The organism is Micromonospora sp. L5, from assembly GCF_000177655.2.
Lineage (GTDB): Bacteria > Actinomycetota > Actinomycetes > Mycobacteriales > Micromonosporaceae > Micromonospora > Micromonospora aurantiaca.
In genome coordinates this window covers 5,100,913-5,124,673 of the sequence record NC_014815.1, presented here as the reverse complement: position 1 = coordinate 5,124,673, position 23,761 = coordinate 5,100,913, and the positions used below count along the sequence as shown (strand labels likewise).

Sequence of the window (23,761 nt, the reverse complement as noted above, 5' to 3'; positions counted from 1 at the left end):
GTGTTCGTTAGCGATGACGGAGGACCCATGTCGCTCACCGTTCCGCCCGCCCTGCTGCACGCCGCCGAGACCGGTCCCGTGGACGAGGAGGCGTTCGTCGCCTGCGTCCGCGACTCCCTGCCGTACGCCTGGGAGACGGTCAGCCGGGTGGCCGCCGACCTGGCCGCGTCCGACGCCGAGTTCGCCGACAACGTGGTGCCGCCGCCGGGCGACGCCGAGCGCGGGCAACTGCTGCGCGCGATGGCCAGCGACGCGATCCGCGCCGGCCTGGAACGGCACTTCGGGGTGACGCTGGCGTTCCAGAACTGCCACCGGGTGGCGGCGTTCCGCCCCGGCGCGGCCGGCTCCGAGGCGTACCGCCGGTTCACCTCCAGCCGCGGCCAGTTGCTGAACCAGTCACCGGCACTGCGCAACTGCTGACGGCGACGCGCCGCGGGCGGGTCACCGCCCGCGGCGGCTCAGGCGGCGCAGCGGTCGCAGGTGCCGAAGATCTCCAGGGTGTGCCCGACGTCGGTGAAGCCGTGCTGCGCGGCGACCTGGTCGGCCCACCGCTCCACGGCCGGGCCGGCCACCTCCACGGCCCGGCCGCAGCGGCGGCAGACCAGGTGGTGGTGATGGCGGCTCTGGCTGCACCGCCGGTAGAGGTGCTCGCCGCCGGGCAGCCGGGCCGAGTCGATCTCGCCGTTGTCGACGAGCATCTGGAGCGTCCGGTACACCGTGGTGAGGCCGACCTTCGCCTGCCGCTGGACGAGCATCTGGTGCAGCTGCTGCGCGCTGTGGAAGCCGTCCAACTCCCGCAGCAGCGCCAGCACCTCGGCGCGCTGACGGGTGTTGCGGGTCGCCCCGGTCGTCGCCTGGGTCACCGTCGCCTCCCTCGTCCGGGCGCCCGCCCGGCACCCTCGTCCGGCCGCGGCCGCGCCCGGCGCGCCACGTGACACCCGGAACCATTATGCCTTCCGGGCGCACCGCCGATCCCGGGTCCGTGACGGCCCGCCGCCCGGGATGTGACATGCCCGACCGCCCCGGCCGGAACTATCCGGCGTACCGCGCCGACAAACGGTACGAACACCGGATCTTCGAGGGGACTACGTCATGCCCAGCACCACCAGCCGCCGGTTCCTGCGCCCGGCGGCCCTGATCGGCGCCGCCGTGCTCGCCGCGTCGGTCACCGCCTGCGGATCCTCCGGCACGCCGTCCGCCGCCACGTCGGCGTCCGCCTCGGCGGCGGCGGGCGCGGCGGCGGGCGTGCTCACCGTCCGCGACCCGTGGGTGAAGGCCGCCGACAAGGGCATGACCGCCGCGTTCGCCACGCTCGCCAACGACGGCGACACCGACGTCACGATCACCGGCGTGACCACCGACGTGTCCCGGGCCGAGATCCACGAGATGGCCATGACCGACGGGAAGATGGCGATGCGGCAGAAGCAGGGCGGCGTCGTGGTCGCCGCCCGCTCCCAGGCCGCCCTGGAACCCGGCGGCGACCACCTGATGCTGATGGACCTGACCCGCCCGGTGCGCCCCGGCGACCAGCTCGACATCACGCTCACCTTCGCCGACGGCCGGACCCAGACGTTCACCGCCGTGGCGAAGCCGTTCACCGGCGCCCAGGAGAGCTACGCGCCCGGCCACGGCCCGAGCCCGGCGTCATGACCGGCAGGCGGGTGAGCCGGCGCGGCCTGCTCACCGGAGGCGCGATGGCCGCCGGGGGGGCGCTGGCCGGCGCCGGCGCCCTCACCGCCGTCCGTTCCGGCCCTCCCGGGGTACGCCCCGACGACGCCGTCCCGGTGGCCCAGGTCGGCAGCGCGGCCGAGCCGTTCCACGGCGCCCGGCAGTCCGGGGTCACCACCGACCCGCAGGCGCACGCGGCGTTCGTCGCGTTCACGCTGCGTCCCGGCACCGACCGGGCGGCGCTCGGGCGGATGCTGCGGCTGCTCTCCGACGACGCGGCCCGGCTCACCCAGGGCCGCCCCGCGCTGGCCGACACCGAGCCGGAACTGAGCGTCCTGCCGGCCCGGCTGACCGTCACGTTCGGCTTCGGACCCGGGCTCTACGCCGCCGCCGGGCTCGACGACCGGCGGCCCGCCTCGGTGGCCGACCTGCCCGCGTTCGGCATCGACCGGCTGCAACCCCGCTGGTCCGGCGGGGACCTGCTGCTCCAGATCTGCGCCGACGACCCGCTCACCGTCGCCCACACCCAGCGGGTCCTGGTCAAGGACAGCCGTCCGTTCGCCGTCGTCCGCTGGGTGCAGCAGGGCTTCCGCCGGGCGGCCGGCGCCGAGCCGGGGCGTACCCAGCGCAACCTGTTCGGGCAGCTCGACGGCACCGCCAACCCCAAGCCCGGCACGCCCGCGGACACCGCGGTGTGGGTGACCGACGGACCGGACTGGTTGCGGGACTCGACCACGCTCGTGGTGCGGCGGATCAGCATGAACCTGGAGACCTGGGACCTGCTGGGCCGCGCCGACCGGGAACTCGCCGTGGGGCGGCGCCTCGACACCGGCGCGCCGCTGACCGGCCGGGCCGAACACGACGAGCCGGACTTCGCCGCGCTCGGCCCGGACGGGCTCACCGTGATCCCCGACTTCTCGCACCTGACCCGCGCCCGCGTCACCGACGACCGGCAGAAGATCCTGCGCCGGCCGTACAACTACGACGGCGTGCCGACCCCGGAGGGGACCGCCGACAGCGGGCTCGTCTTCGCCTCGTACCAGGCCGACATCGCCCGGCAGTTCCTGCCCGTCCAGCGCCGGCTCGCCGAGCGCGACCTGCTCAACGAGTGGACCACCCCGATCGGCTCCGCCGTGTTCGCCGTACCGCCCGGCTGCCCCGAGGGCGGCTGGATCGGCTCGCAACTGCTCGGCTGACCACCACAGGAAGGCGCGTCATGCGTACCCGTTCCGTCACCGCGCTGCTCGCCGCGGCCCTCACCGCGCTGCTGCTGGTCCCCGCCACGCCCGCGGCGGCCCACAACTCGCTCCAGGAGGCCACCCCGGCGCGCGACGCCCGGCTCACCGCCGCGCCCACGCAGGTCACGCTGCGGTTCCTGCAGGGGCTGAACCCCTCTTTCACCACCATCACGGTCAGCGACGCGGCCCAGCGCACGGTGCCCACCTCCGCACCGGCGGTGGACGGCGCCACCGGCACGGTGACGATCGACGAGCCGCTGGGCAACGGCACCTACACCGTCGCGTACCGGGTGGTCTCCCGCGACGGCCACCCCGTCCAGGGTTCGTACCGCTTCACAGTGGCCGACCCGGCGGCGCCCGCACCGTCGGCTCCCGCATCGGCGGCTCCCACGCCGACGGCGGTTGCCGCGTCGGCCGGCGTGGACGGCGCGGACGAGCCGGATGCCTCGGGCGCGCGGTCCGGCGACGACGGCCCGCCGGTCGCGCTGCTGGCGGGTGGGGCGGTCGCCGGTCTGCTCGTGATCACCGGAATCGTGCTGCTGGTCGCACGCCGGGCGCGCGCTCGCCGAACGGACCACTGACGACCGGACCTCGCACGGCGGGGGTCGGCCACGGGCAGGCGGGCCGCTACCGCCTCAGCGGGCGGGCGGCGGGCCGACGCTGCGGCGCGGCACCAGCGTCGGCGCGATCGTCTGCCGCAGCGGCCCGACGGTCTGCGACTCGATCTGGGCCAGGAGCAGGTCCAGACTCGCCGCGGCGACAGCGCCGAAGTCCGGCCGGACGGTGGTCAGCGGCGGGATGAAGTACGCCGCCTCGGGCACGTCGTCGAACCCGACCACGCTGATGTCGTCGGGAACCCGGCGGCCGTGCTCGTGCAGCGCCCGCAGCACGCCCAGCGCCAGATGGTCGTTGGCGGTGAAGACGGCGGTGACCTCCGGCATCCGGGCCAGCATCTGCCCACACCGGTAGCCCGCCGCCGCCGACCAGTCGGCCGGGACCAGCGGCGGGATCTCGGCTCCCGCCTGCCGCAGCGCCTCGCGCCACCCCTCGATGCGGCCGGCGCTGTCGAACCAGTCCGACGGCCCGGACACGTGCCACACCGTGCGATGCCCGGCGGCGAGGAGGTGCTCGGTGGCGGCCCGGGCGCCGGCGACCTGGTCGACTGTGACCAGCGGGATCGGTCGCCGCGGGTCGCCGTCGACAGTCACCAGCGGTACGTCCTGGGGCAGCCGTTCCAGCGCCTCCCCGGCGGACTCGACCGGCGCGATCACCACGATGCCGGCGACCCGGTGTGCCAGGTGCCGTTCCACGGCGGCCGAGATGGAGCGGTGGTCGAGGTCGCGGACACTGCCGACGCTCACCGCGAAGCCGGCCTCGGCGGCGGTCTGCTCCAGCGCCGCGAGCAGCGACGCCGGGCCGTAGAGCGTGGTGTTCTGCGCGACCACGCCGATCACCTGGGACCGACCGGTCACCAGCGCGCGGGCCGCGCGGTTGGGCCGGTAGCCGAGTTCGGTGATGGCGGCCTGCACCCGTAACCGGGTCTGCTCACGCACGTTGGGATGCCCGTTGAGAACCCGGGAGACCGTCTGGTGCGACACCCCGGCGAGGCGGGCCACGTCCGTCATCGCAGGACCGCGCACGGCCACCTCACTTTCGCCACTGCCCGCGGCCACACCCGGTCGATCTCGACCGGACCGTCCCGGGTGGCGACAGTCTACGCCAGCGGTCCCATCGGTATCGGCACCGTTGATCGCCCGTTCCCGCCGTGGCGCGACGATATCGGGGAATCGACAGGCGGCTCATTCCCTTCCGTTACGCAGTGGCACGAACAGGCAGCTCGGAGCGGGTGGAATTGCGCCCGGGGTGCGGCATTTCCGGCGATTGCCGGAGCCGCACCCCGGGTTGTCGAAGATGTGTCAACGGCCGCGAATGGTGACCGTTGTCACGGTGTCGTCAGGGAGAACTGCCGCACCGTCACCGCGCCGCCGAGGGATTGGGTGGCGTAGTTGAAGAAGCCGAACCGGTAGCCCATGAAGAACTGCCACGCGTTGTTGAGCGTCAGCGCGTTACCGAGCGACACGAAGTTCACCCCGTCGGTGCTGTAGGAGAACCGCGCCTGCCGGCCCGAGCCGGGCCGGATGTCGGCGTTCGCCCGCAGCCAGATCCGCCCGCCGGACACCGCCGCACTGGCGATCTCCGTCCCGGTGCTCGTGGTGTTCCAGTTCGAGCCCATGGTCAGGCCGTTCGTCATCACCACGCGGGTGGCGCCGTTGTCCCGCCGTACGCCGATCCAGGCCGAGCTGTCCCGCAGCATCGCCAGGCCGGCCCGGTCACCGTCGCGCATGGTCGAGTAGTCCAGCTCGATCGTGCCGGTCGAGGTCGGACCCTGGATGCGGTGGGTGAGCGTGTTGCGGGCCCGGTACAGGTCGTTCGTGACGGTGGCGGTCTGCAACCGCAGGCCGTTGTTCACCGACCATCTGCTGTTGTCCGGGTTGTGGTTCCACTCGTACTGCACGCCGAGCGTGGTGCCGGAGAACGTGTCGGTGCCGGTGAGCGGCTTGACCGGGCGGGTCGGCAGCGGGTTGGGGTAGCTCGCGCCCCAGGCGCCGTTGACGGTCTGCACCTGCGGCCAGCCGTCGGAGGTCCAGGTGATCGGCGCCAGCGTCGGCATCCGGCCGCCCGGATAGGCGTCGGTGAACGCCATGTAGTACCAGGCGCCCGTCTGCGTCTGCACCAGCCCGCCCTGGTGCGGCACACCGCCACCGGAGATCGGGCCGGGCAGGTTGAGCAGCACCTGCCGCTGCTCGTACGGGCCGAACGGGCCGTTCGTGGACTTCAGCACGTACTGGCCGTTGGCCGGCCGGGTCAGCCAGATGTAGTACGCGCCGTTGCGCTTGTAGAAGCGCGCGCCCTCCAGCGTGCCGATGCTCGACGGCGTCTGGTAGACCTGCTGGGCCCGGACCTGGCTGCGCCCGTCGGCGGAGAGCTGGGCCACGCTGATCGTGCCGTTGCCGTACGCGACGTACATGGTGTCGTTGTCGTCGATCAGCATGCCGGCGTCGTAGTAGCAGTTGGGGATGGTGGTCAGGCGGTTCCACGCGCCGTCCACGGCGGTGGCGGTGTAGATGTGGGTCTGCGCGAAGTCGATGCACCCGGCCCAGTAGAACGTGCGGTTGCTCGGCCGGTAGTTCAGCGTCGACGCCCAGATGCCGTCCACGTACGCCTGCTCGCTGGCGCTCAGGTCGTACTTGGTGCCGAACTCCAGCCGTGGCACCGAGTGCCCGGCGAACTCCCAGTTCACCAGGTCCCAGGAACGCAGCACCGGCGCGCCGGGCGAGTAGTGCATGGTAGAGGCGGACATGTAGTAGACGTCGCCCACCCGGATGATGTCGACGTCGGCGAAGTCCTGCCAGACTGCCGGGTTGGTGAAGCTGCCGCCCGGGTTGCCCGGGTTGCCGGGGTTGTCGCCGACGCGGACGAGCTGCCACTGCTGGTTCGCGCCGTTCCAGTCGTCGTACTGGACGATGTTGCCGCCGTCGGCGGTGGAGGCGTTCTGCACCTCCATCACCTTGTTCGAGTTCCGGTTGATCAGCCGGACGTACCCGCTGTCGGAGTCGGCCAGCCGGAACTGCTGGTTGGTGCCGCCGTGGTCCGTCCACTGCACCACCGCCGCGCCGTTGGCGGTGGACGCGCCGGTCACGTCCAGCACCTTGCCGGAGTGCCGGGACCGCAGCCGGTAGTAGCCACCGCCGGAGTCCACGAACTGCCACTGCTGCCAGGCGCCGTCGTTGCGCGTCCACTGGGTGATCCGCGCCCCGTCGTTCGTCGCCTGGTTGTACAGGTCCAGCGCCTTGCCGCTGTTGCGGTTCACCAGCACGTAGTAGGCGCTGGTGTCCACTGTGGCAGCCGATACCGGCGCGGGCACGGCGCCCACCACCACGCCGCCGACAAGCAGTGCCACCACCCCGGCCAGCAACCGGGACAGGCGTCCACGTCCACGGGACAGTCGAGCCGTCACCACGATCCTCCTTCGTCGACCGGAGCCCGGGCACGGCAGTACGCGCCGACGACGGCAGCGTTATCGCTAACAGCGATGCCCACCCAGGCGGGAGTCGGATCCCTGGCAACTGCGGCGCAGATCGCGCCCGGAACGGCCCGCGAGCGGTGCCGGTGACCCTATCCATCGACTGTGAGCGATAACATGCCGTTCGTCAAGGCGTAACACGGACCCCGCCGCACGGGCGGCCCGAGGCGGCCCGAGGCGGCTCAGAAACCCCGGGCGAGCCGGTAGTACGCCTGGTTCCAGCGCAGCTCGTCCGCGAAGCGGTGGGGGCGCGTCTCGGCGTCGATGACCACCAGCTCGGTCCGGGCCATCGCGGCCAGGTCGCGCAGCTCCTCCATGCCGACGGCCTGGGAGAGGACGGTGTGGTGCGGCCCGCCCGCGGTGATCCACGCCTCCGCCGAGCCGGCCAGGTCGGGCTGCGGACGCCACACCGCGCGCGCCACCGGCAGCCGGCGCAGCGGGTGCGGCGGCGGCACCACGTCCACCGCGTTGGCGACCAGCCGGAACCGCTCCCCCATGTCCACCATGCCCAGCACGACCGCCGGGCCGGGCGCGGCGTCGAAGACCAGGCGTACCGGGTCCTCCCGCCCGCCGATGCTCAGCGGGTGCACCTCCGCGCTCGGCACGTCGGCGGCGATGCTCGGGCACACCTCCAGCATGTGCGCGCCGAGGATCAGCTCCTGACCGAACGTCAGGTCGTAGGTGTAGTCCTCCATGAACGAGGTGCCGCCCGGCACGCCGACGGCCATCGCCTTGAGCGTGTGCACCAGCACCGAGGTCTTCCAGTCCCCCTCGCCGCCGAAGCCGTAGCCGTCGGCCATCAGGCGCTGCACCGCGATCCCGGGCAGCTGGCGCAGTCCGCCGAGGTCCTCGAAGTTCGTGGTGAACGCCCGGAAACCGCCGGCGTCGAGGAAGGCACGCAGGCCCAGCTCCTGGCGCGCCGCGTACCGCAGCGAGTCGTGCCGGTCCCCGCCGGGCCGCAGCTCGGACGCGACGCGGAAGGTGTCGTCGTACTCCTTGACCAGGTCGTCGACCTGCGCGTCGGGCACCTGGTCGACGGCGGCGACCAGGTCGTTGACGCCGTAGGTGTTCACCGAGACGCCGAAGCGCAGCTCTGCCTCGACCTTGTCCCCCTCGGTGACCGCGACGTCGCGCATGTTGTCGCCGAAGCGGGCCAGCCGCAGCGTCCGCACCGCCGACCAGCCGATCGCGGCGCGGGCCCAGGCCGCGACCCGCCCGACGACCCGGGGGTCGGTGACGTGCCCGGCGACGGTCTTGCGCGCCACCCCGAGCCGGGTCTGGATGAACCCGAACTCCCGGTCGCCGTGCGCGGCCTGGTTGAGGTTCATGAAGTCCATGTCGATGTCGTCCCACGGCAGCGCCACGTTGGCCTGCGTGTGCAGGTGCAGCAGCGGCGTGCGCAGCGCGTCCAGCCCGGAGATCCACATCTTGGCCGGGGAGAACGTGTGCATCCAGGCGATCACCCCGACCGCGCCCTGCGCGGCCGCGTCCCGGCAGGCGGCGAGGATGTCCGCGCTGGAGGTGAGGACCGGCTTCCAGACCACGCGTACGGGGATGTCCGGCGACTCGTCCAGGCGCGCGGCGATCTGCCGGGACTGCTCGGCGACCTGCCGCAGGGTGTCCTCGCCGTAGAGGCCCTGGCTGCCGGTGAGGAACCAGACCTCGGGCTGGGGGTGAGTTGCCATGTTGTTGCCTTCCGCGCTAGGAACCGTCACTTGAACCGGATGCCGATGAGGCGCTGGAGGAGGATGAACGCGAACAGCAGGCCACCGATCACGATCTTGGTCCACCAGGAGTTGAGGCTGCCGTCGAACGTGATCAGCGTCTGGATCACGCCCAGCACCAGCACGCCGAGCACGGTGCCGAAGACGTACCCGGAACCGCCGGTGAGCACGGTGCCGCCGATCACCACGGCGGCGATCACGTCCAGCTCCATCCCGACGGCGATCAGCGGCGCGCCGGACAGCGTGTAGAACGACAGCAGGATGCCGCCGATCGCCGAGCAGAGCCCGCTGATCGTGTAGACGGCGATCCGGGTCCGCGCCACCGGCAGGCCCATCAGCAGCGCCGACTGCGCGTTGCCGCCGACCGCGTACACGTTGCGGCCGAACCGGGTGTACGCCAGCACGTACGCCGCGATCAGCACCACCGCGAACGCGATCAGCACGCTGATCGACACGAAGTTGCCGGCCGGGTCGCCGATGCGCTGCTGCGACATCGAGGTCCAGAAACCGTCGGTGATGGAGATGGAGGCGTCGCTGATGAACGTGCACATGCCCCGGGCGAAGAACATCCCGGCGAGTGTCACGATGAACGGCTGGATCTCGAAGAAGTGGATCGCGCAGCCCATCAGGAAACCGAGCGTCGGGCCGATCAGCAGCGCGATCACCAGCACCAGGGCCGCGGGCAGGCCGTCGCGCAGCAGCGCGGCCGACACCATCGCGGTCATCGCCACCACCGAGCCGACGGACAGGTCGATGCCGCCGGTGAGGATCACGAACGTCATGCCGACCGCGACGACGAGCAGGAAGCCGTTGTCGATGAAGACGTTGAAGACGACCTGGACGTTGGAGAAGGCGCGGTACTGGGACACGCCGATGCCGTACATGACCAGCAGCAGGGCGAGCGTGGCCAGCACCGGGACGTGCCGGCGGGGCAGACTGGGCCGCCAGGACCGGCCGGTGGTCAACGACGTGCTGCTCATGCCGGCACCTGCTCCTTCTCCCGCTGCGGTGCCGCCGGGCCGGGTTCGGTCCCGCGCCGTCGCCGGCGCAGCCGGGCCCGGAACGCCGGGGCCTGGACGAGGCAGACGGCGATGACGACGACCGCCTTGAACAGCAGCGACGTCTGCGGCGAGATGTTCATGGCGTACACGGTGGTGGTCAGGGTCTGGATGATCAGCGCGCCGAGGACGGTGCCGCCGAGGGAGAACCGGCCGCCGGCCAGTGAGGTGCCGCCGATGACGACCGCCAGGATCGCGTCGAGTTCGATCCACAGGCCGGCGGCGTTGCCGTCGGCGCTGGAGACGTTCGCGGTGACCATGAAACCGGCGAGCGCGGCGCAGACGGCGCTGATCACGTAGACGAGGAAGACGATGCGCCGCGACCGGATGCCGGCGAGCCGGCTGGCCTCGGCGTTGCCGCCGACCGACTCGACGATCAGCCCGAGCGCCGTGCGGCGGGTGAACGCGGCCACGAGCAGCGCGGCGGCGAGCGCGATCAGGATGGCCAGCGGCAGCGTCAGGAAGTGCCCGAGCCCGATCGCCCGGTACGGACCAGAGTTGATCGTGATGATCTGGCCCTCGGTGACCAGCTGGGCGATGCCCCGCCCGGCCACCATGAGGATCAGCGTGGCGATGATCGGCTGGATGCCGATGACCGCCACGAGTATCCCGTTCCAGGCGCCGAGCACGAGCGCGGCGCCGAAGGCCAGGGCCAGCGCGGTGGCCACCGTGGCCGGGCTGTTCTGGTCGGCCGCCCCGCTGATGTGCAGGCAGGCGATCGCGCCGCTGATCGCGCAGAGCGAACCGACCGACAGGTCGATGCCGCCGGTGGCGATGACGAGCGTCATCCCGAGCGCGACCAGGATCAGCGGCGCGCTCAGCCGGAGGATGTCGATCGGCGTGCCGTACAGGTGGCCGTTCTTGACCTCGACGGCGAGGAAACCGGGACGGTAGACGGTGTTCGCGGCGATCATGACCACGAGCACGAGCGCCGGCCAGAACAGGCGGTGGCCGGTCAGCGGGCGGAGGCGGTCGGCGACGGCGGTCATGGGGTCACCTCCTCCCGGGGCGTTCCACTGGCGATGGTGCGCATGACGCGGTCGGCGTCGAGCGTGTCGTCGTTGTCGAGCTGGGCGACCATCTCCCGGTCGCGCATGACCGCGACCCGGTGGCTCAGGCGCAGCACCTCCTCCAGCTCGGCGGAGATGAACAGCACCGCCATGCCGCCGTCGGAGAGCTGCACCACCAGCTTCTGGATCTCGGCCTTGGCACCGACGTCGATGCCGCGGGTCGGCTCGTCCAGGATCAGCAGGCGCGGCTCGGTGATCAGCCAGCGGGCCAGCAGCACCTTCTGCTGGTTGCCGCCGGAGAGGTTGCGCACCGGCAGCTCCGGGTTGGCCGGGCGGATGCTCAGCGCCTCCACGTACCTGCGGACCAGTTCGTCCTGGCGGCGGCGCGGGATCGGACGCAGCCAGCCGCGCGCGGCCTGCATCGCCAGGATCATGTTCTCCCGTACCGTCAGCTCCGGGACGATGCCCTCGGCCCGGCGGTTCTCCGAGCAGAACCCGACGCCCTGGCCGATGGCCTGCATCGGGTTGCGCACGGGCGCCCGGCCGCCGTCGAGCCGTACCTGGCCGTGGTCGGCCCGGTCGGCGCCGAAGATCAGCCGCGCCACCTCGGTCCGGCCGGAGCCGAGCAGGCCGGCCAGGCCGACCACCTCACCGGCGTGGATGCGGAGGCTGAACGGGGCGACAGCGCCACGCCGGCCCAGTTCGGCGGCGTCCACGAGGGGGGCCTCGCCACCGGCGTCGACTGTGGCGCGCTTCTGCTGCTCGTCGAGCCGCTCCAGCACGTCCAGCTCCTGGCCGATCATCTTCTCGACCAGGCTGAACTGCGGCAGCTCCTCGGTGCGGTACTCCCCCACGAGCGTGCCGTTGCGCAGCACCGTGATCCGGTCGGCGATGCCGTAGACCTGGTCGAGGAAGTGGGTGACGAACAGGATCGCGATCCCCTCGTCACGCAGCTGCCGCATGATCCGGAACAGCTGCGCCACCTCGCCGGCGTCCAGACTGGAGGTCGGCTCGTCCAGGATCAGCACCCGGGCCTGCACGTCGATCGCGCGGGCGATGGCGACCATCTGCTGCACCGCGAGCGAGTACGAGCCGAGCGGCGCGGAGACGTCGAGGTCGAGATCGAGCCGGGCCAGCAGGTCACGGGCCCGGCGGCGCATCTCGCCCCAGCGCACCGCGCCGAGCCGGCGGGGCTCCCGGCCGATGAAGACGTTCTCCGCCACCGACAGGTTGGTGCAGAGGTTGACCTCCTGGTAGACGGTGCTGACACCGGCCGCTGCGGCCTGCATCGGACCGGTGAACGAGACCTGCTCGCCGTCGAGCGTGACGACGCCCGCGTCGGTCCCGTAGACGCCGGTCAACACCTTGATCAGGGTGGACTTGCCGGCGCCGTTCTCGCCCATCAGGGCGTGGACCTCGCCCGGGAACAGCCGGAAGTCGACGTCGTGCAGCGCGCGGACCCCGGGGAAGGTCTTGCTGATGCCGGTCATGGTCAGGACCGGACGGTTACCCGTCATCCCATCGGACCTCTTCTTCGACGGTGGTGGTACGGGGGTCGCCGTCGGTTGCGACGGCGACCCCCGGGTGACTCAGTACTTGCGGTTGGGCAGTGCCTCCTTGGCCTGCTCCTGGGTGAACGTGGTCTCCTCGGTCTCGATCCGGGCGGGCACCTCCTCGCCGGCCTTGACCTTCTTGACCAGGTCCATCAGCTGCGGGCCGAGCAGCGGGCTGCACTCGGCGATGAAGTTGAACTTGCCGTCCGCGAGGGCCTGCATGCCGTCCTTCACCGCGTCGACGGTGATGATGGTGAGGTCCTTGCCGGGCTCCTTGCCCGCCGCGGTGATCGCCTCGAGCGCGCCCAGGCCCATGTCGTCGTTGTGCGCGAAGAGCACGTCGATCTTCGGGTTGGCCTTGAGGAACTGCTCCATCACCTGCTTGCCGCCGGCGCGGGTGAAGTCACCGGTCTGCGAGGCGACGATCTTCAGGTTCGGGTTGGCGGCGATCGCCTCGGCGAAGCCCTTCTTCCGGTCGTTGGCCGGCGCCGAGCCGGTCGTGCCCTGAAGCTCCACGATGTTGACCGGGCCGGACGCCGCCTTCTTCTGCTCCACCAGCCACTCGCCGGCGAGGCGGCCCTCCTTGACGAAGTCCGAGCCGAGGAACGTCCTGTAGAGCGACTTGTCGGCCGAGTCGACGGCGCGGTCGGTCAGGATCACCGGGATCTTGGCGTCCTTGGCCTCCTTGAGCACGGTGTCCCAGCCGGACTCCACCACCGGCGAGAAGGCGATCACGTCGACCTTCTGCTGGATGAAGTTGCGGATCGCCTTGATCTGGTTCTCCTGCTTCTGCTGGGCGTCGTCGAACTTCAGCTCGATGCCCGCCTCGGCCGCCGCCTCCTTGATCGAGGTGGTGTTGGCGGTGCGCCAGCCACTCTCGGCGCCCACCTGGGAGAAGCCCAGGACGATCTTGTCGTTGCCGTCGCCGGAACCGCCGCCGGTGTCGCTGTTGCCGCACGCGGCCATGCTGGCGGCGAGCAGCACGCCGGCGAACGCCGCGATGACAGTGCGTGCCGTGCTCCTGCTTCTCATCGATTCTCCTCCGGGGGTTGGATGTTCCGGGCGCGCGACCGGCGGAAACCGGAGCGGCCCGGATGTGGTGGTGGGGGGGTGCGCGGCGCGGTCCGGGGTCAGTGCGCCGACGGGCGTTGGCCGTACACGTTCTGGTAGCGGTCGTAGAGCGAGTCGATGTCGGCCGGCGCGATCGGCACCGGCCGGCCGAGCGCGCGGGCCAGGTGTGCGGTGCGGGCCACGTCCTCGCACATCACCGCGGCCTTGACCGCCGCCCGGGCGTCGCGGCCGATGGTGAAGACGCCGTGGTTGCGCATGAGCACCGCGGGTGAGCGGTGCCCGGACAGCGTGCTGACGATGCCCTTGCCGATGTCGTCGCCGCCGATCAGCGCGAACGGCCCGATCGGGATCTCCCCGCCGAACTCGTCGGCCTGCGCGGTCAGCCAGCACGGGATCGCCTCGCCGCGGGCCGCCCAGGCGGTGGCGTACCCGCTGTGCGTGTGCACGACGCCGCCGACCTCGGGCATCGCGCGGTAGACGTAGGCGTGCGCGGCGGTGTCGCTGGACGGGGCGCCGTCGCCGTCGACCACGGCGCCGTTGAGGTCGCAGACCACCATGGCCGCCGCGGTCAGGTCGTCGTAGTCGACGCCGCTGGGCTTGATGACCATCAGGTCCTGACCGGGTACGCGGGCCGACACGTTCCCAGCGGTCCAGGCCACCAGGTCGTAGCGGGTCAGTTCGCGGTGCAGGCGCGCCACCGTCTCGCGTAGCGCGTCGACCTGGCTGTTCATCCGACCACCTCCAGGGTCGCGGCGGCGCGGTCCGCGGCGGCGTCGACCGCCGCGTTGCGGATCGCCCGCAGGCGGAGCATGACGTCGTTCGCGCCGCGGCCGAAGTGGTCGTGCAACGCGCGGTACTCGGCGTACAGGGCGTCGTAGGCCCGCACGTTCTCCGGTACGGGCCGGTAGACGGCCTCGTCGATGCGCCCCATCGCGGCGGACGCCTCGTGGATCGTCGGGTACGCCCCAGCGGCGACAGCCGCGTGGATGGCCGAGCCGAGCGCCGGGCCCTGGGCGGAGCCGATGATGCTCAGCGGCCGGTTCGTGACGTCGGCGTAGATCTGCATGAGCAGCCGGTTGGAGGTAAGACCACCGGCCACCACCAGGTCGTCGACCGGCACCCCGGCCTGCCCGAACGCCTCGACGATCATCCGGGTGCCGTACGCGGTCGCCTCCAGCAGCGCGCGGTAGACGTCCGGCGGCCGGGTGGCCAGCGTCAGCCCGACGATCATCCCGCTGAGGTCGTGGTTGACCAGCAGGGACCGGTTGCCGTTCCACCAGTCCAGCGCCACCAGCCCGTGCGCGCCGACCGGCTGGGCGGCGGCGGCCTCGGTGAGCCGCTCGTGCGAGTCGAACCCCGCCGGGGCGGCGTGGCGGACGAACCAGCCGAAGATGTCCCCCACCCCGCTCTGCCCGGCCTCGAAGCCCCAGGCGCCGGGGCTGATGCCGCCGTCGACCACGCCGCACATGCCCGGCACCTCGGCCGGGTGGGTGCCGTTGAGGACGTGGCAGGTGGAGGTGCCCATGATGGCGACCAGCCGGCCGGGCCGCAGCGCCTGGGCCGACGCGGCGGTGACGTGGGCGTCGACGTTGCCCGCCGCGACCGCGATGCCCTCGGGCAGTCCGGTCCAGGCCGCGGCGCGGGCGCTGAGCGTGCCGGCCCGCGCGCCCAGCGGCAGCAGCGGACCGTCCAGCTTGGTCACGAAGTCGGCGAATCCCGGGTCGAGCGCGGTCAGGTAGTCCGGCGACGGGTAGCGGCCGTCCTGCCGGATGCCCTTGTAGCCGGCCGTGCAGACGTTACGGGTCTCGGCGCCGCACAGCTGCCACACGATCCAGTCGGCGGCCTCGATGAACCGCTCGGCCCGGCGGTAGACCTCCGGGTCCTCCTCCAGGATCTGCAGGCCCTTGGCGAACTGCCACTCCGCGGAGATCTTGCCGCCGTAGCGGCCGAGCCACGGCTCGCCGCGTTCTTCCGCCAGCGCGTTGATCCGGTCGGCGTGCGGCTGCGCGGCGTGGTGCTTCCAGAGCTTCACCCAGGCGTGCGGGCGGTCGCGCAGTTGCGGGATCTCGCACAGCGGTGTGCCGTCGGCGAGCGTCGGGAGCACGGTGCAGGCGGTGAAGTCGGTGCCGATGCCCACCACCCGGGACGGGTCCACGCCGGCTTCGGCGAGCGCGGCCGGCACCGCGTGGCGCAGCACGTCGCGGTAGTCGTCCGGATCCTGGAGGGCCCAGTCCGGGGGCAGCGCCGGGCCGCCGTCGGGAAGCGCGGTCTCGATGACCCCGCGCCGGTACTCGTGCACCGCCGTACCGAGTTCGGCGCCGTCCCGGACGCGGACCACGAGCGCCCGCCCGGACAGCGTGCCGAAGTCGACGCCGATCACGTACCGGTCGGACGCGTCCACTTCGCTCATTTGCACCTCCGCCGTGTCACGGAGTTAGTGTTAGCGCTCACATATACATCCGTCAAGACACCTCCGGGCAACAGCTACGTAACGAGGAACCACCCTCGCCGGACCACCGCGGCCGGGCGGCACGGACCGGCGGGGCCGCGCCCGGAGGAGATCCACACGGACGCGCTCCCGGTCCGGCCGCCGAGTCCCGGCGAGCGCCTTGTTAGCGACAACAATCAATGCCTTAGTGGATCGTCGAGCCGCCGCGATCGGCGCGGCGGGCTCCGGCCCGCGGAGAGAGCCTCCCGAGGTCACAGAGCGCCCCTCAGCGGCACTTTTCCCGGCGCCTACACCCGCGCGAACCGTCGCCGACACGGGCCGGGCGGACCGTCTCGCTATTTACATGCTTTGATGTCAGCGATAACATTCTCGCCATCCCTGCTTCGTGGCGCCGCCGTCCGGGAAACCCCGGCGCCGCAGCCGGGCGGCGACGCGGACGGCGACCCCGTCGACCGCCGGACCCACCACCCACGAGCGCCCGCCGGTGACCGGCCGGCCCCTCTCCACTGCCGTGCCGCGTACGTCCCCGCGCACCCCGCGCGACGCCGCGCGATCGGCGGGCCGCTCCCAACCGGACGCCGGCACGGCCGGCGCCCGGCGACCGAGGAGGATCAGTGCGCAGATGGACCCGACGGACGCTCGCCGTCCTGGGCGTCGCGGCGGTGGCGCTCGCCGCGACAGTCACCGACCAGGCCGTGGCCCCGCGTCCCGCCCGGGCGCTGGACAACGGCGTCGCCCGCACCCCGCCGATGGGGTGGAACACCTGGAACACCTTCGGCTGCAACATCAACGAGACCCTCATCCGCCAGACCGCCGACGCGATCGTCAGCAACGGCCTGCGCGACCTCGGGTACAAGTACGTCGTCGTGGACGACTGCTGGTTCGACCCGAACCGGGACTCGCAGGGCAACCTCCAGGCCCACCCGCAGCGGTTCCCCAGCGGGATGAAGTCGCTCGGTGACTACCTGCACGCCCGGGGCCTGCTGTTCGGCATCTACCAGGTGCCGCTGGACAAGACCTGCGCCCAGGTCGGCGGCGCGTTCCCCGGCGCCACCGGCAGCCTCAACCACGAGTACCAGGACGCGCGGCAGTTCGCCGCCTGGGGCGTGGACTACCTGAAGTACGACTGGTGCTCGTCCACCGGCACGATCAACGACCAGGTGGCGCGGTTCGGCATCATGCGCGACGCGCTGGCCTCCACCGGCCGGCCGATCGTCTACAGCATCAACCCCAACAGCTACCACGCCAAGACCGGGCCGCAGCGCAACTGGAGCGACGTGGCGAACCTCTGGCGGACCACCGAGGACATCACCAACGCGTGGAACACCGGCCAGACCAACGGCTACCCGATGGGCATCCAGAACATCGTCGACGTCACGGTGCCCCTGGCCGGGTACGCCGCGCCCGGCGGGTTCAACGACCCGGACATGCTCGAGGTCGGCCGAGGGGGGATGAACGACACCGAGATGCGCAGCCACTTCGCGCTCTGGGCGGTCCTCGCCGCGCCGCTGATGATGGGCAACGACGTACGGTCGGCGAACGCAGCCACGCTGGCGATCCTGCGCAACGCGAACCTGGTCGCGATCAACCAGGACACGCTCGGCCGTCAGGCGGCCCAGGTCTCCTTCGACGGCACCCGGCGGGTGCTGGCCAAGCCGCTGGCCAACGGCGACGTGGCGGTCGCCCTGTTCAACCAGGGCAGCTCGACCACCACGGTCTCCACCACCGCGGCGGCGGTGGGCAAGAGCGGCAGCTCGTTCACGCTGCGCGACGCGTGGACCGACGCCACCTCCACCAGCACCGGCACGATCTCCGCCAGCGTGCCCGCGCACGGCACCGTCGTCTACCGGGTCAGCGGGGGCGGCACCACCACGCCGCCGCCGGTCCCGACCACGTTCCGGCTGCGCAGCGAGTCGTCCGGCCGGTGCCTCGACGTGGACAACGCCGGCACCGCGAACGGCACCGGGACGCTGATCTGGGACTGCCACAACAACGCCAACCAGCAGTTCACCGCCAACGGCCAGGCGTTGCAGGTGCTCGGCAAGTGCCTCGACGTGCCGACGAACGCGACGGCCGGCACCCGGGTGCAGATCTGGGACTGCAACGGCGGCACCAACCAGCAGTGGACCATCAACGGCAACGGCACGGTGAGCAACGGGCGCTTCCCGTCGCTGTGCCTGGACGTCGACAACGCGGGCACCGCCAACGGCACCCGGGTGATCGTGTGGACCTGCCACGGCAACGCCAACCAACGGTGGAGCCGGGCGTGAGCGGCTACGGCCGGTGAACGGCGGTCGGCCGGACGAAGGGGCGAGCGTCCGGCCGGCCGTCACCGGGCGCCGGCGGCCCGGCGCTTGTTCCAGATGTCGAACGCCACCGCGACGAGCAGCACCAGGCCCTTGACCACCGACTGGACGGACTGGTCGACGCCCATGAGCTGCATCCCGTTGCTCATCACCGCCATGATCAGGCCACCCACCATGGCGCCGACCACCGTGCCGACGCCGCCGGTGACGGCCGCGCCGCCGATGAACGCCGCCGCGATCGCGTCCAGCTCGAACATGTTGCCCGCCGCCGGCTGGGCCCCGTTGGACCGGGACGAGTAGATGACACCCGCCACGGCGGACAGGAAGCCCATGTTGACGAAGATCCAGAAGTTGACCCGCTTCACCCGTACGCCGGACAGCATCGCCGCGGGCAGGTTGCCGCCGATGGCGTACACCTGGCGGCCGAACACCGTGCGGCGGGTGAGCAGGCCGTAGACGAGCACGAGCACGGCGAGCACGATCAGCACGATCGGCAGGCCCCGGGCGTGGGCGAGCTGCCAGGCGAACCACATGACCACGGCGCCGACCACCACGATCCGCAGCACGAACAGCGGGAACGACTCCACGGGCTGCTCGTGGCGCACCCGGGCGACCCGGGTCCGGAACACGCTCACCGCGTACCCGACCACGGCGAAGGCGCCGATGAACAGCGTGAAGGCGTCGTAGCCCTGGCCGCCCAGCAGACCGTTGAGGAACCCGGCGGCGACCCGCTGGTACTCCTCCGGGAACGGCGACAGCGAGATGTTGTCCAGCACGCGCAGCGTCAGACCTCGGAACAGGAGCATGCCGGCCAGGGTGACGATGAACGCCGGGATGCCGGCGTACGCGACCCAGAGCCCGTGCCACGCACCGACCGCGACGCCCACCGCGAGCGCGGCCAGGACGCCGGCCCACCAGGGCATGCCCTCGCGGATGACGAGCACCGCAGAGACCGCTCCGGTGAGCGCCACCACCGATCCCACGGACAGGTCGATGTGGCCGCCGATGATCACGATGACCATGCCGATCGCGAGCACCAGGATGTAGGAGTACTGGAGGACGATGTTCGTCAGGTTGCCGGGGCTCAGCGAGACGCCGTCGGTGAGGACCGCGAACAGCGCCACGATCACCACCAGGGCGATGTAGATGCCGCTCTGCCGCAGGTTGCCCAGGATCAGCGCGCGCGGATCGCTGGTGCCGGTGTGCAGGGTCGCCGCCGCGCCGGTGTCCGGCGTGGCGATCTTCGTGGCGGGGGGAGGCTTCGTGCTGGTCATCGGACGAGATCCCTGTCCTTGGTCATGAGTCCCATCAGGTTCTCCTGGGTGGCCTCGGCCACCGGCATCTCCCCGGTGATGCGGCCGGCCGCCAGGGTGTAGATGCGGTCGCACATGCCGAGCAGCTCGGGCAGTTCGGAGGAGATGAGCACGACGGCCTTGCCGTCGGCCACCAGCCGGTTGACGATCGTGTAGATCTCGAACTTCGCGCCCACGTCGATGCCCCGGGTCGGTTCGTCGAGGATCAGCACGTCCGGGTCGGTGAACAGCCACTTCGCCAGCACGACCTTCTGCTGGTTGCCGCCGGAGAGCTTGCCCACCACCGACATCACGGTCGGCGCCTTGATGTTCATGTCGCGCCGGCCCCGCTCGGCGACCTGGATCTCGCGGTTGCCGTCGATCCAGCCGTGCCGGGCCAGCTTGTCGAGCGCGGCGGCCGAGACGTTGCCCCGCACGTCGTCGATCAGGTTGAGGCCGTAGTGCTTGCGGTCCTCGGTGGCGTACGCGATGCCGTTGGCGATGGCCTCGGCGACAGTGCGCGCCCGTACCTCGCGGCCCTTGACGAACAGCCGGCCCCTGATGTCCCGGCCGTACGCCCGGCCGAACACGCTCATCGCCAGCTCGGTGCGCCCGGCGCCCATCAGGCCGGCGATGCCGACGACCTCCCCGGCCCGCACGTGCAGCGAGGCCCGGTCGACGACCAGGCGGTCCTGCGTCGGGTGGCGCACCGACCAGTCCTCGATGCGCAGCACCTCGTCGCCGGGGGTCACGCTGCGGGTCGGGTAGAAGGCGGCCAGGTCGCGGCCGACCATGCCGCGGATGATCCGGTCCTGGGTGACGGCGCCGTCGGACATGTCCAGCGTCTCGACGGTACGGCCGTCGCGGATGACTGTGGTCGAGTCGGCGACGGCGGTGATCTCGCCGAGCTTGTGCGAGATCATGATGCAGGTGATGCCCTGGTCGCGCAGCCGGCGCATCAGGTCCAGCAGGTGCGCGGAGTCGACGTCGTTGAGTGCCGCTGTGGGCTCGTCGAGGATCAGCAGCCGTACCTTCTTGGACAGCGCCTTGGCGATCTCCACGAGCTGCTGCTTGCCGACACCGAGCTGGATGACCGGGGTGACCGGGTTCTCGTGCAGCCCGACCGACCGCAGCAGCGCCGCGGCCTCCGCGTTGGTCCGGTGCCAGTCGATGAGCCCGCCGCGGCCGCGGCGCTCGTTGCCGAGGAAGATGTTCTCGGCGATCGACAGGTAGGGCACCAGCGCGAGTTCCTGGTGGATGATGACGATGCCGCGGGCCTCGCTGTCCTGGATCCCCCGGAACCCGACCGGCTCGCCGTCGAAGACGATCTGGCCGTCGTAGCTGCCCGCCGGGTAGACGCCGGACAGCACCTTCATCAGGGTCGACTTCCCGGCGCCGTTCTCACCGCAGATCGCGTGGATCTCGCCACGCCGTACGGCGAGCGAGACGTCCTGGAGCGCGGTCACGCCCGGGAAGGTCTTCGTGATGCCACGCATCTCGAGGATGTGATCGCTCATGGATATCCGTCCTGCTCGTGGTCGTGGTGTCCGGAGCGGACGGGCCCGGCGGCGCGGGCGGCCGCCGGGCCCGTCGCCGCGGGTCAGCCGGCCCGGCCCGCGGCGACCTCCTGCTCGGTCAGGTAGCCGGAGTCGATCAGGACGGACTTGATGTCCTCCTTGTAGACGGTCTGCACCGGCAGCAGGAACGCCGGCACGACCTTGACGCCGTTGTCGTACGCCTTGGTCTCGTTGGCCTTCGGCTCCTCCTTGCGCAGGAACGCCTCGGCGGCGATCACCGCCTGCTCGGCCAGCAGCCGGGTGTCCTTGAAGACGGTCGAGCTCTGCACGCCGTCGTTGATCAGCTTGACCGAGGCGACCTCGGCGTCCTGGCCGGTCACCACCGGCATCTTCTTGGCGCCGCCGCGGTAGCCGGCGTTCTGCAGCGCGGTGATGATGCCGCGGGACAGGCCGTCGAACGGCGACAGCACGCCGTCGACCTTGCTGCCGTCGTTGTAGCTGGAGGTGAGCAGGTCCTCCATCCGCTTCTGCGCGGTCTCCTGCTGCCAGCGCAGGATGGCGGCCTGCTCGATCTTGGTCTGCCCGGACTTGACCTTCAGCGTCCCGGCGTCGAAGTACGGCTTCAGCGTGTCCATCGCGCCGTTGAAGAAGAACCCGGCGTTGTTGTCGTCGAGCGAGCCGGCGAACAGCTCCACGTTGAACGGGCCGGTGGCGGTGCCCTTGGCGCCGTCCTTGGTGAGCAGGCCGAGCCCGACCAGGAGCGCGTTGGCCTGCGCCACGCCGACCTTGTAGTTGTCGAAGCTGACGTAGAAGCTGACGTTCGGGCTGTTGCGGATGAGCCGGTCGTAGGAGATGACCGGGATCTTCGCCGCCGCGGCGGCCTGGAGCTGGCCGCTGAGCGCGGTGCCGTCGATCGGGGCGATGACCAGCACGTCCGCGCCCTGCGTGATCATCTGGTCGATCTGCTGCGACTGGGTCGGGATGTCGTCCCCGGCGTACTGGAGGTCGACCTTGTAGCCCTTGGCCTGGAGCTTCTCCTTCACCGAGTTGCCGTCGGCGATCCACCGTTCCGAGGTCTGCGTCGGCATCGAGACGCCGATCGTCAGGTCGCCGGGCTTGGCCGAGCTGGTGTCTCCGCCGCCTCCCGCGCCCTCGCCGCTGCAGGCGGCCAGGCTGATCGCGAGCGCGGCACCGCTGAGTGCGGCCAGAAGTCGTCTGCGCACGAGCGTCCTCCCTGTCGTGGCGGTCCCTGTGACACAGGTAACCCTCACGGGGAGTGTTAACGCTCACAAGTTGCCCCGTCAACCAATCGCGCGAAATGCGCATGTCTCTTTCTCGTAACAGAGACGACAGTCCAGGTCGGACGGGACGACGTGGCGGAACACCGCGGAGGCGACGGCGCGCCGCCCCCGCGGTGGCCCGGCTCAGGACGCGGAGCAGGTGGGCGTCATGCCCGATCCGCTGCCGTTGCCCTGGAACCCGAACTCGGTGCTCTGACCGGCGCCGAGCTGGCCGTTGTAGCTCACGTTCGCGAATCGCACCGTGCCGCTGCTCCCGCTCGCGGTGGCGCTCCAGGTGTTGGTGATGCTCGCGCCGCCCGGCAACGTCATGGTGACGGTCCATCCCCGGGTGCCCGACGAGCCCGCGGTCACCTTCACCGTCGCCACGAACCCACCGGTCCAGGAGTTCAGCGACACCGAGGCCGAACACCCGCCCTGACCCGGCGGCGGGGTGGTCGGGTTGTTCGGCGGCGGGGTCGTGGTCGGCGGCGGATTGTTGCCGCCGGCGTTCAGCGCGTCGAGCACCGCGTTGTACGCCGCCTTCTTGTTGCCCGCGCAGTCGAACAGCAGCGCGTTGTCCGAGCCGCGCCACGAGTCGCAGTCCCGCACGCCCCAGACCGTGATGCCGGTGCAGCGCGACACCGCCAGGCAGGCGCGGGTCACGGCGGCGTAGATGTTCGCCTGGTTGCCGCCGGTCATCACGTCCAGCTCGGTGATCTGCACCTCGACGCCCAGGTCGGCGAAGCGCTGGAGATTGGCCTGGTAGTCGCCGGGGATCGTGGTGCCCAGGTGCGACTGGAAGCCGACGCAGTCGATCGGCACGCCGCGCGACTTGAAGTCGCGGACCATGTTGTAGATGCCCGTCGACTTCGCGTTGATGCCGTCGGTGTTGTAGTCGTTGTAGCAGAGCTTCGCGCCCGGGTCCGCGGCGCGGGCCGCCCGGAACGCCGCCTCGATCCAGTCGTTGCCGGTGCGCTGCAGGTTCGAGTCGCGGCGCCCGCCGCTGCCGCCGTCGGCGAACGCCTCGTTCACCACGTCCCAGGCGTAGATCTGCCCCCGGAAGTGGGTGGCCACCTGGGTGACGTGGTTGATCGCGGCGTTGCGCAGCGCGCTGCCGGACAGGCCCTGTGCCCACGACGGCTGCTGGGCGTGCCAGAGCAGCGTGTGCCCGCGCACCGACATGCCGTTCGCGCGGGCGTGGCTGACCAGCCGGTCGCCGCCGGTGTAGCTGAACCGCCCCTGCTGCGGCTCGGTGGCGTCCCACTTCATCTCGTTCTCGGCCACCACGGAGTTGAACTCGCGGTTCAGCACCGTGGCGTACGTGTTGTCGGACAGCTTGCCGGTGGCGACGGCGGCGCCGAAGTAGCGGCCCTTCTCGGCCGCCGCCGCGCGCAGCGTGGTGCCGGCGCTCGCGGCCGGCGCCAGGGCCACCGCCATCCCGGCGGCGAGCGCGCCGGCCAGGATGCCGGTGGTCAGCAAGGCTCTCTTTCGTCTCATGCGGATTCCTCTTC

At 71.4% G+C, this 23,761-nt stretch carries 19 protein-coding genes; 5 read left to right on the top strand and 14 right to left on the bottom strand.

Annotated features, from left to right (window positions below):
• The first annotated feature begins 27 nt into the window (after positions 1-27).
• On the top strand, positions 28-420 hold the full coding sequence (locus ML5_RS23560; protein WP_013286816.1) for an SCO5389 family protein: 393 nt from the start codon (positions 28-30) through the stop codon (positions 418-420).
• A 38-nt stretch (positions 421-458) separates the two neighbouring features.
• Here the strand turns inward: ML5_RS23560 and ML5_RS23555 are convergent, their stop codons facing one another.
• Entirely contained in the window at positions 459-863 is a 405-nt protein-coding gene (locus ML5_RS23555) for a Fur family transcriptional regulator (RefSeq protein WP_013286817.1), read from the bottom strand.
• Between the two features lie 229 nt (positions 864-1,092).
• Between ML5_RS23555 and ML5_RS23550 the strand changes: the two genes are divergently transcribed.
• The 3 genes from ML5_RS23550 to ML5_RS23540 are packed head-to-tail and all read left to right on the top strand — an operon-like array spanning position 1,093 to position 3,487.
• Entirely contained in the window at positions 1,093-1,650 is a 558-nt protein-coding gene (locus tag ML5_RS23550; RefSeq protein ID WP_013476445.1) for a copper chaperone PCu(A)C, read from the top strand.
• Complete coding sequence (locus tag ML5_RS23545) at positions 1,647-2,864, top strand: Dyp-type peroxidase (protein WP_041784256.1); 1,218 nt, start codon at positions 1,647-1,649, stop codon at positions 2,862-2,864. Before ML5_RS23550 ends, ML5_RS23545 begins: the two co-directional genes overlap by 4 nt.
• Before the next feature lie 20 nt (positions 2,865-2,884).
• A complete protein-coding gene (locus ML5_RS23540; RefSeq protein ID WP_013476443.1) occupies positions 2,885-3,487 on the top strand; it encodes a copper resistance CopC family protein in 603 nt (200 codons plus the stop codon).
• Positions 3,488-3,541: 54 nt separating this feature from the next.
• On the opposite strand, the gene ML5_RS23535 is transcribed toward ML5_RS23540, so the two are convergent.
• The 9 genes from ML5_RS23535 to araB all read right to left on the bottom strand — a co-directional run bounded on the left by ML5_RS23535 (position 3,542) and on the right by araB (position 15,816).
• A complete protein-coding gene (locus tag ML5_RS23535; protein ID WP_030268480.1) occupies positions 3,542-4,531 on the bottom strand; it encodes a LacI family DNA-binding transcriptional regulator in 990 nt (329 codons plus the stop codon).
• Between the two features lie 317 nt (positions 4,532-4,848).
• The gene (locus ML5_RS23530; RefSeq protein ID WP_013476442.1) at positions 4,849-6,924 is read right to left on the bottom strand and encodes an RICIN domain-containing protein; all 2,076 of its coding nucleotides are present in this window, start codon (positions 6,922-6,924) and stop codon (positions 4,849-4,851) included.
• Positions 6,925-7,172: 248 nt separating this feature from the next.
• Entirely contained in the window at positions 7,173-8,675 is a 1,503-nt protein-coding gene (gene araA, locus ML5_RS23525; RefSeq protein ID WP_013286823.1) for an L-arabinose isomerase, read from the bottom strand.
• A 26-nt stretch (positions 8,676-8,701) separates the two neighbouring features.
• A complete protein-coding gene (yjfF, locus tag ML5_RS23520; RefSeq protein WP_013286824.1) occupies positions 8,702-9,694 on the bottom strand; it encodes a galactofuranose ABC transporter, permease protein YjfF in 993 nt (330 codons plus the stop codon).
• Positions 9,691-10,761, bottom strand: coding sequence for an ABC transporter permease (locus ML5_RS23515; protein ID WP_013286825.1), 1,071 nt, complete (start codon positions 10,759-10,761; stop codon positions 9,691-9,693). Before ML5_RS23515 ends, yjfF begins: the two co-directional genes overlap by 4 nt.
• Positions 10,758-12,299, bottom strand: a complete 1,542-nt coding sequence (locus ML5_RS23510; protein ID WP_013286826.1) for a sugar ABC transporter ATP-binding protein — start codon at positions 12,297-12,299, stop codon at positions 10,758-10,760. Before ML5_RS23510 ends, ML5_RS23515 begins: the two co-directional genes overlap by 4 nt.
• Positions 12,300-12,371: 72 nt before the next feature.
• The gene (locus tag ML5_RS23505) at positions 12,372-13,367 is read right to left on the bottom strand and encodes an ABC transporter substrate-binding protein (RefSeq protein WP_013476441.1); all 996 of its coding nucleotides are present in this window, start codon (positions 13,365-13,367) and stop codon (positions 12,372-12,374) included.
• 98 nt (positions 13,368-13,465) lie between these two features.
• Positions 13,466-14,137 (bottom strand): L-ribulose-5-phosphate 4-epimerase, encoded by a 672-nt coding sequence (locus tag ML5_RS23500; protein ID WP_013286828.1) that lies wholly within the window; start codon positions 14,135-14,137, stop codon positions 13,466-13,468.
• Complete coding sequence (araB, locus tag ML5_RS23495; protein ID WP_013476440.1) at positions 14,134-15,816, bottom strand: ribulokinase; 1,683 nt, start codon at positions 15,814-15,816, stop codon at positions 14,134-14,136. The genes ML5_RS23500 and araB overlap by 4 nt, the downstream gene beginning before the upstream one ends.
• 653 nt (positions 15,817-16,469) lie before the next feature.
• Between araB and ML5_RS23490 the strand changes: the two genes are divergently transcribed.
• Positions 16,470-18,125: a glycoside hydrolase family 27 protein gene (locus tag ML5_RS23490; RefSeq protein ID WP_013476439.1), complete on the top strand. Its 1,656-nt coding sequence runs from the start codon at positions 16,470-16,472 to the stop codon at positions 18,123-18,125.
• A gap of 59 nt (positions 18,126-18,184) precedes the next feature.
• Here the strand turns inward: ML5_RS23490 and mmsB are convergent, their stop codons facing one another.
• The 4 genes from mmsB to ML5_RS23470 form a co-directional block, all read right to left on the bottom strand.
• On the bottom strand, positions 18,185-19,435 hold the full coding sequence (gene mmsB, locus ML5_RS23485) for a multiple monosaccharide ABC transporter permease (protein WP_013476438.1): 1,251 nt from the start codon (positions 19,433-19,435) through the stop codon (positions 18,185-18,187).
• Positions 19,432-20,970, bottom strand: a complete 1,539-nt coding sequence (gene mmsA, locus ML5_RS23480) for a multiple monosaccharide ABC transporter ATP-binding protein (protein ID WP_013476437.1) — start codon at positions 20,968-20,970, stop codon at positions 19,432-19,434. The genes mmsB and mmsA overlap by 4 nt, the downstream gene beginning before the upstream one ends.
• Positions 20,971-21,053: 83 nt before the next feature.
• Positions 21,054-22,193, bottom strand: a complete 1,140-nt coding sequence (gene chvE / locus ML5_RS23475; protein ID WP_013286833.1) for a multiple monosaccharide ABC transporter substrate-binding protein — start codon at positions 22,191-22,193, stop codon at positions 21,054-21,056.
• A gap of 201 nt (positions 22,194-22,394) precedes the next feature.
• Positions 22,395-23,747 (bottom strand): endo-1,4-beta-xylanase, encoded by a 1,353-nt coding sequence (locus ML5_RS23470; RefSeq protein ID WP_013476436.1) that lies wholly within the window; start codon positions 23,745-23,747, stop codon positions 22,395-22,397.
• Positions 23,748-23,761 lie beyond the last annotated feature (14 nt).

Coding starts and splice junctions, on each gene's coding strand:
- ML5_RS23560 (WP_013286816.1), top strand. CDS start 28: ATGTCGCTCACCGTTCCGCCCGCCCTGCTGCACGCCGCCGAGACCGGT.
- ML5_RS23550 (WP_013476445.1), top strand. CDS start 1,093: ATGCCCAGCACCACCAGCCGCCGGTTCCTGCGCCCGGCGGCCCTGATC.
- ML5_RS23545 (WP_041784256.1), top strand. CDS start 1,647: ATGACCGGCAGGCGGGTGAGCCGGCGCGGCCTGCTCACCGGAGGCGCG.
- ML5_RS23540 (WP_013476443.1), top strand. CDS start 2,885: ATGCGTACCCGTTCCGTCACCGCGCTGCTCGCCGCGGCCCTCACCGCG.
- ML5_RS23535 (WP_030268480.1), bottom strand. CDS start 4,531: ATGACGGACGTGGCCCGCCTCGCCGGGGTGTCGCACCAGACGGTCTCC.
- araA (WP_013286823.1), bottom strand. CDS start 8,675: ATGGCAACTCACCCCCAGCCCGAGGTCTGGTTCCTCACCGGCAGCCAG.
- yjfF (WP_013286824.1), bottom strand. CDS start 9,694: ATGAGCAGCACGTCGTTGACCACCGGCCGGTCCTGGCGGCCCAGTCTG.
- ML5_RS23515 (WP_013286825.1), bottom strand. CDS start 10,761: ATGACCGCCGTCGCCGACCGCCTCCGCCCGCTGACCGGCCACCGCCTG.
- ML5_RS23510 (WP_013286826.1), bottom strand. CDS start 12,299: ATGACGGGTAACCGTCCGGTCCTGACCATGACCGGCATCAGCAAGACC.
- ML5_RS23505 (WP_013476441.1), bottom strand. CDS start 13,367: ATGAGAAGCAGGAGCACGGCACGCACTGTCATCGCGGCGTTCGCCGGC.
- ML5_RS23500 (WP_013286828.1), bottom strand. CDS start 14,137: ATGAACAGCCAGGTCGACGCGCTACGCGAGACGGTGGCGCGCCTGCAC.
- araB (WP_013476440.1), bottom strand. CDS start 15,816: ATGAGCGAAGTGGACGCGTCCGACCGGTACGTGATCGGCGTCGACTTC.
- mmsB (WP_013476438.1), bottom strand. CDS start 19,435: ATGACCAGCACGAAGCCTCCCCCCGCCACGAAGATCGCCACGCCGGAC.
- mmsA (WP_013476437.1), bottom strand. CDS start 20,970: ATGAGCGATCACATCCTCGAGATGCGTGGCATCACGAAGACCTTCCCG.
- ML5_RS23470 (WP_013476436.1), bottom strand. CDS start 23,747: ATGAGACGAAAGAGAGCCTTGCTGACCACCGGCATCCTGGCCGGCGCG.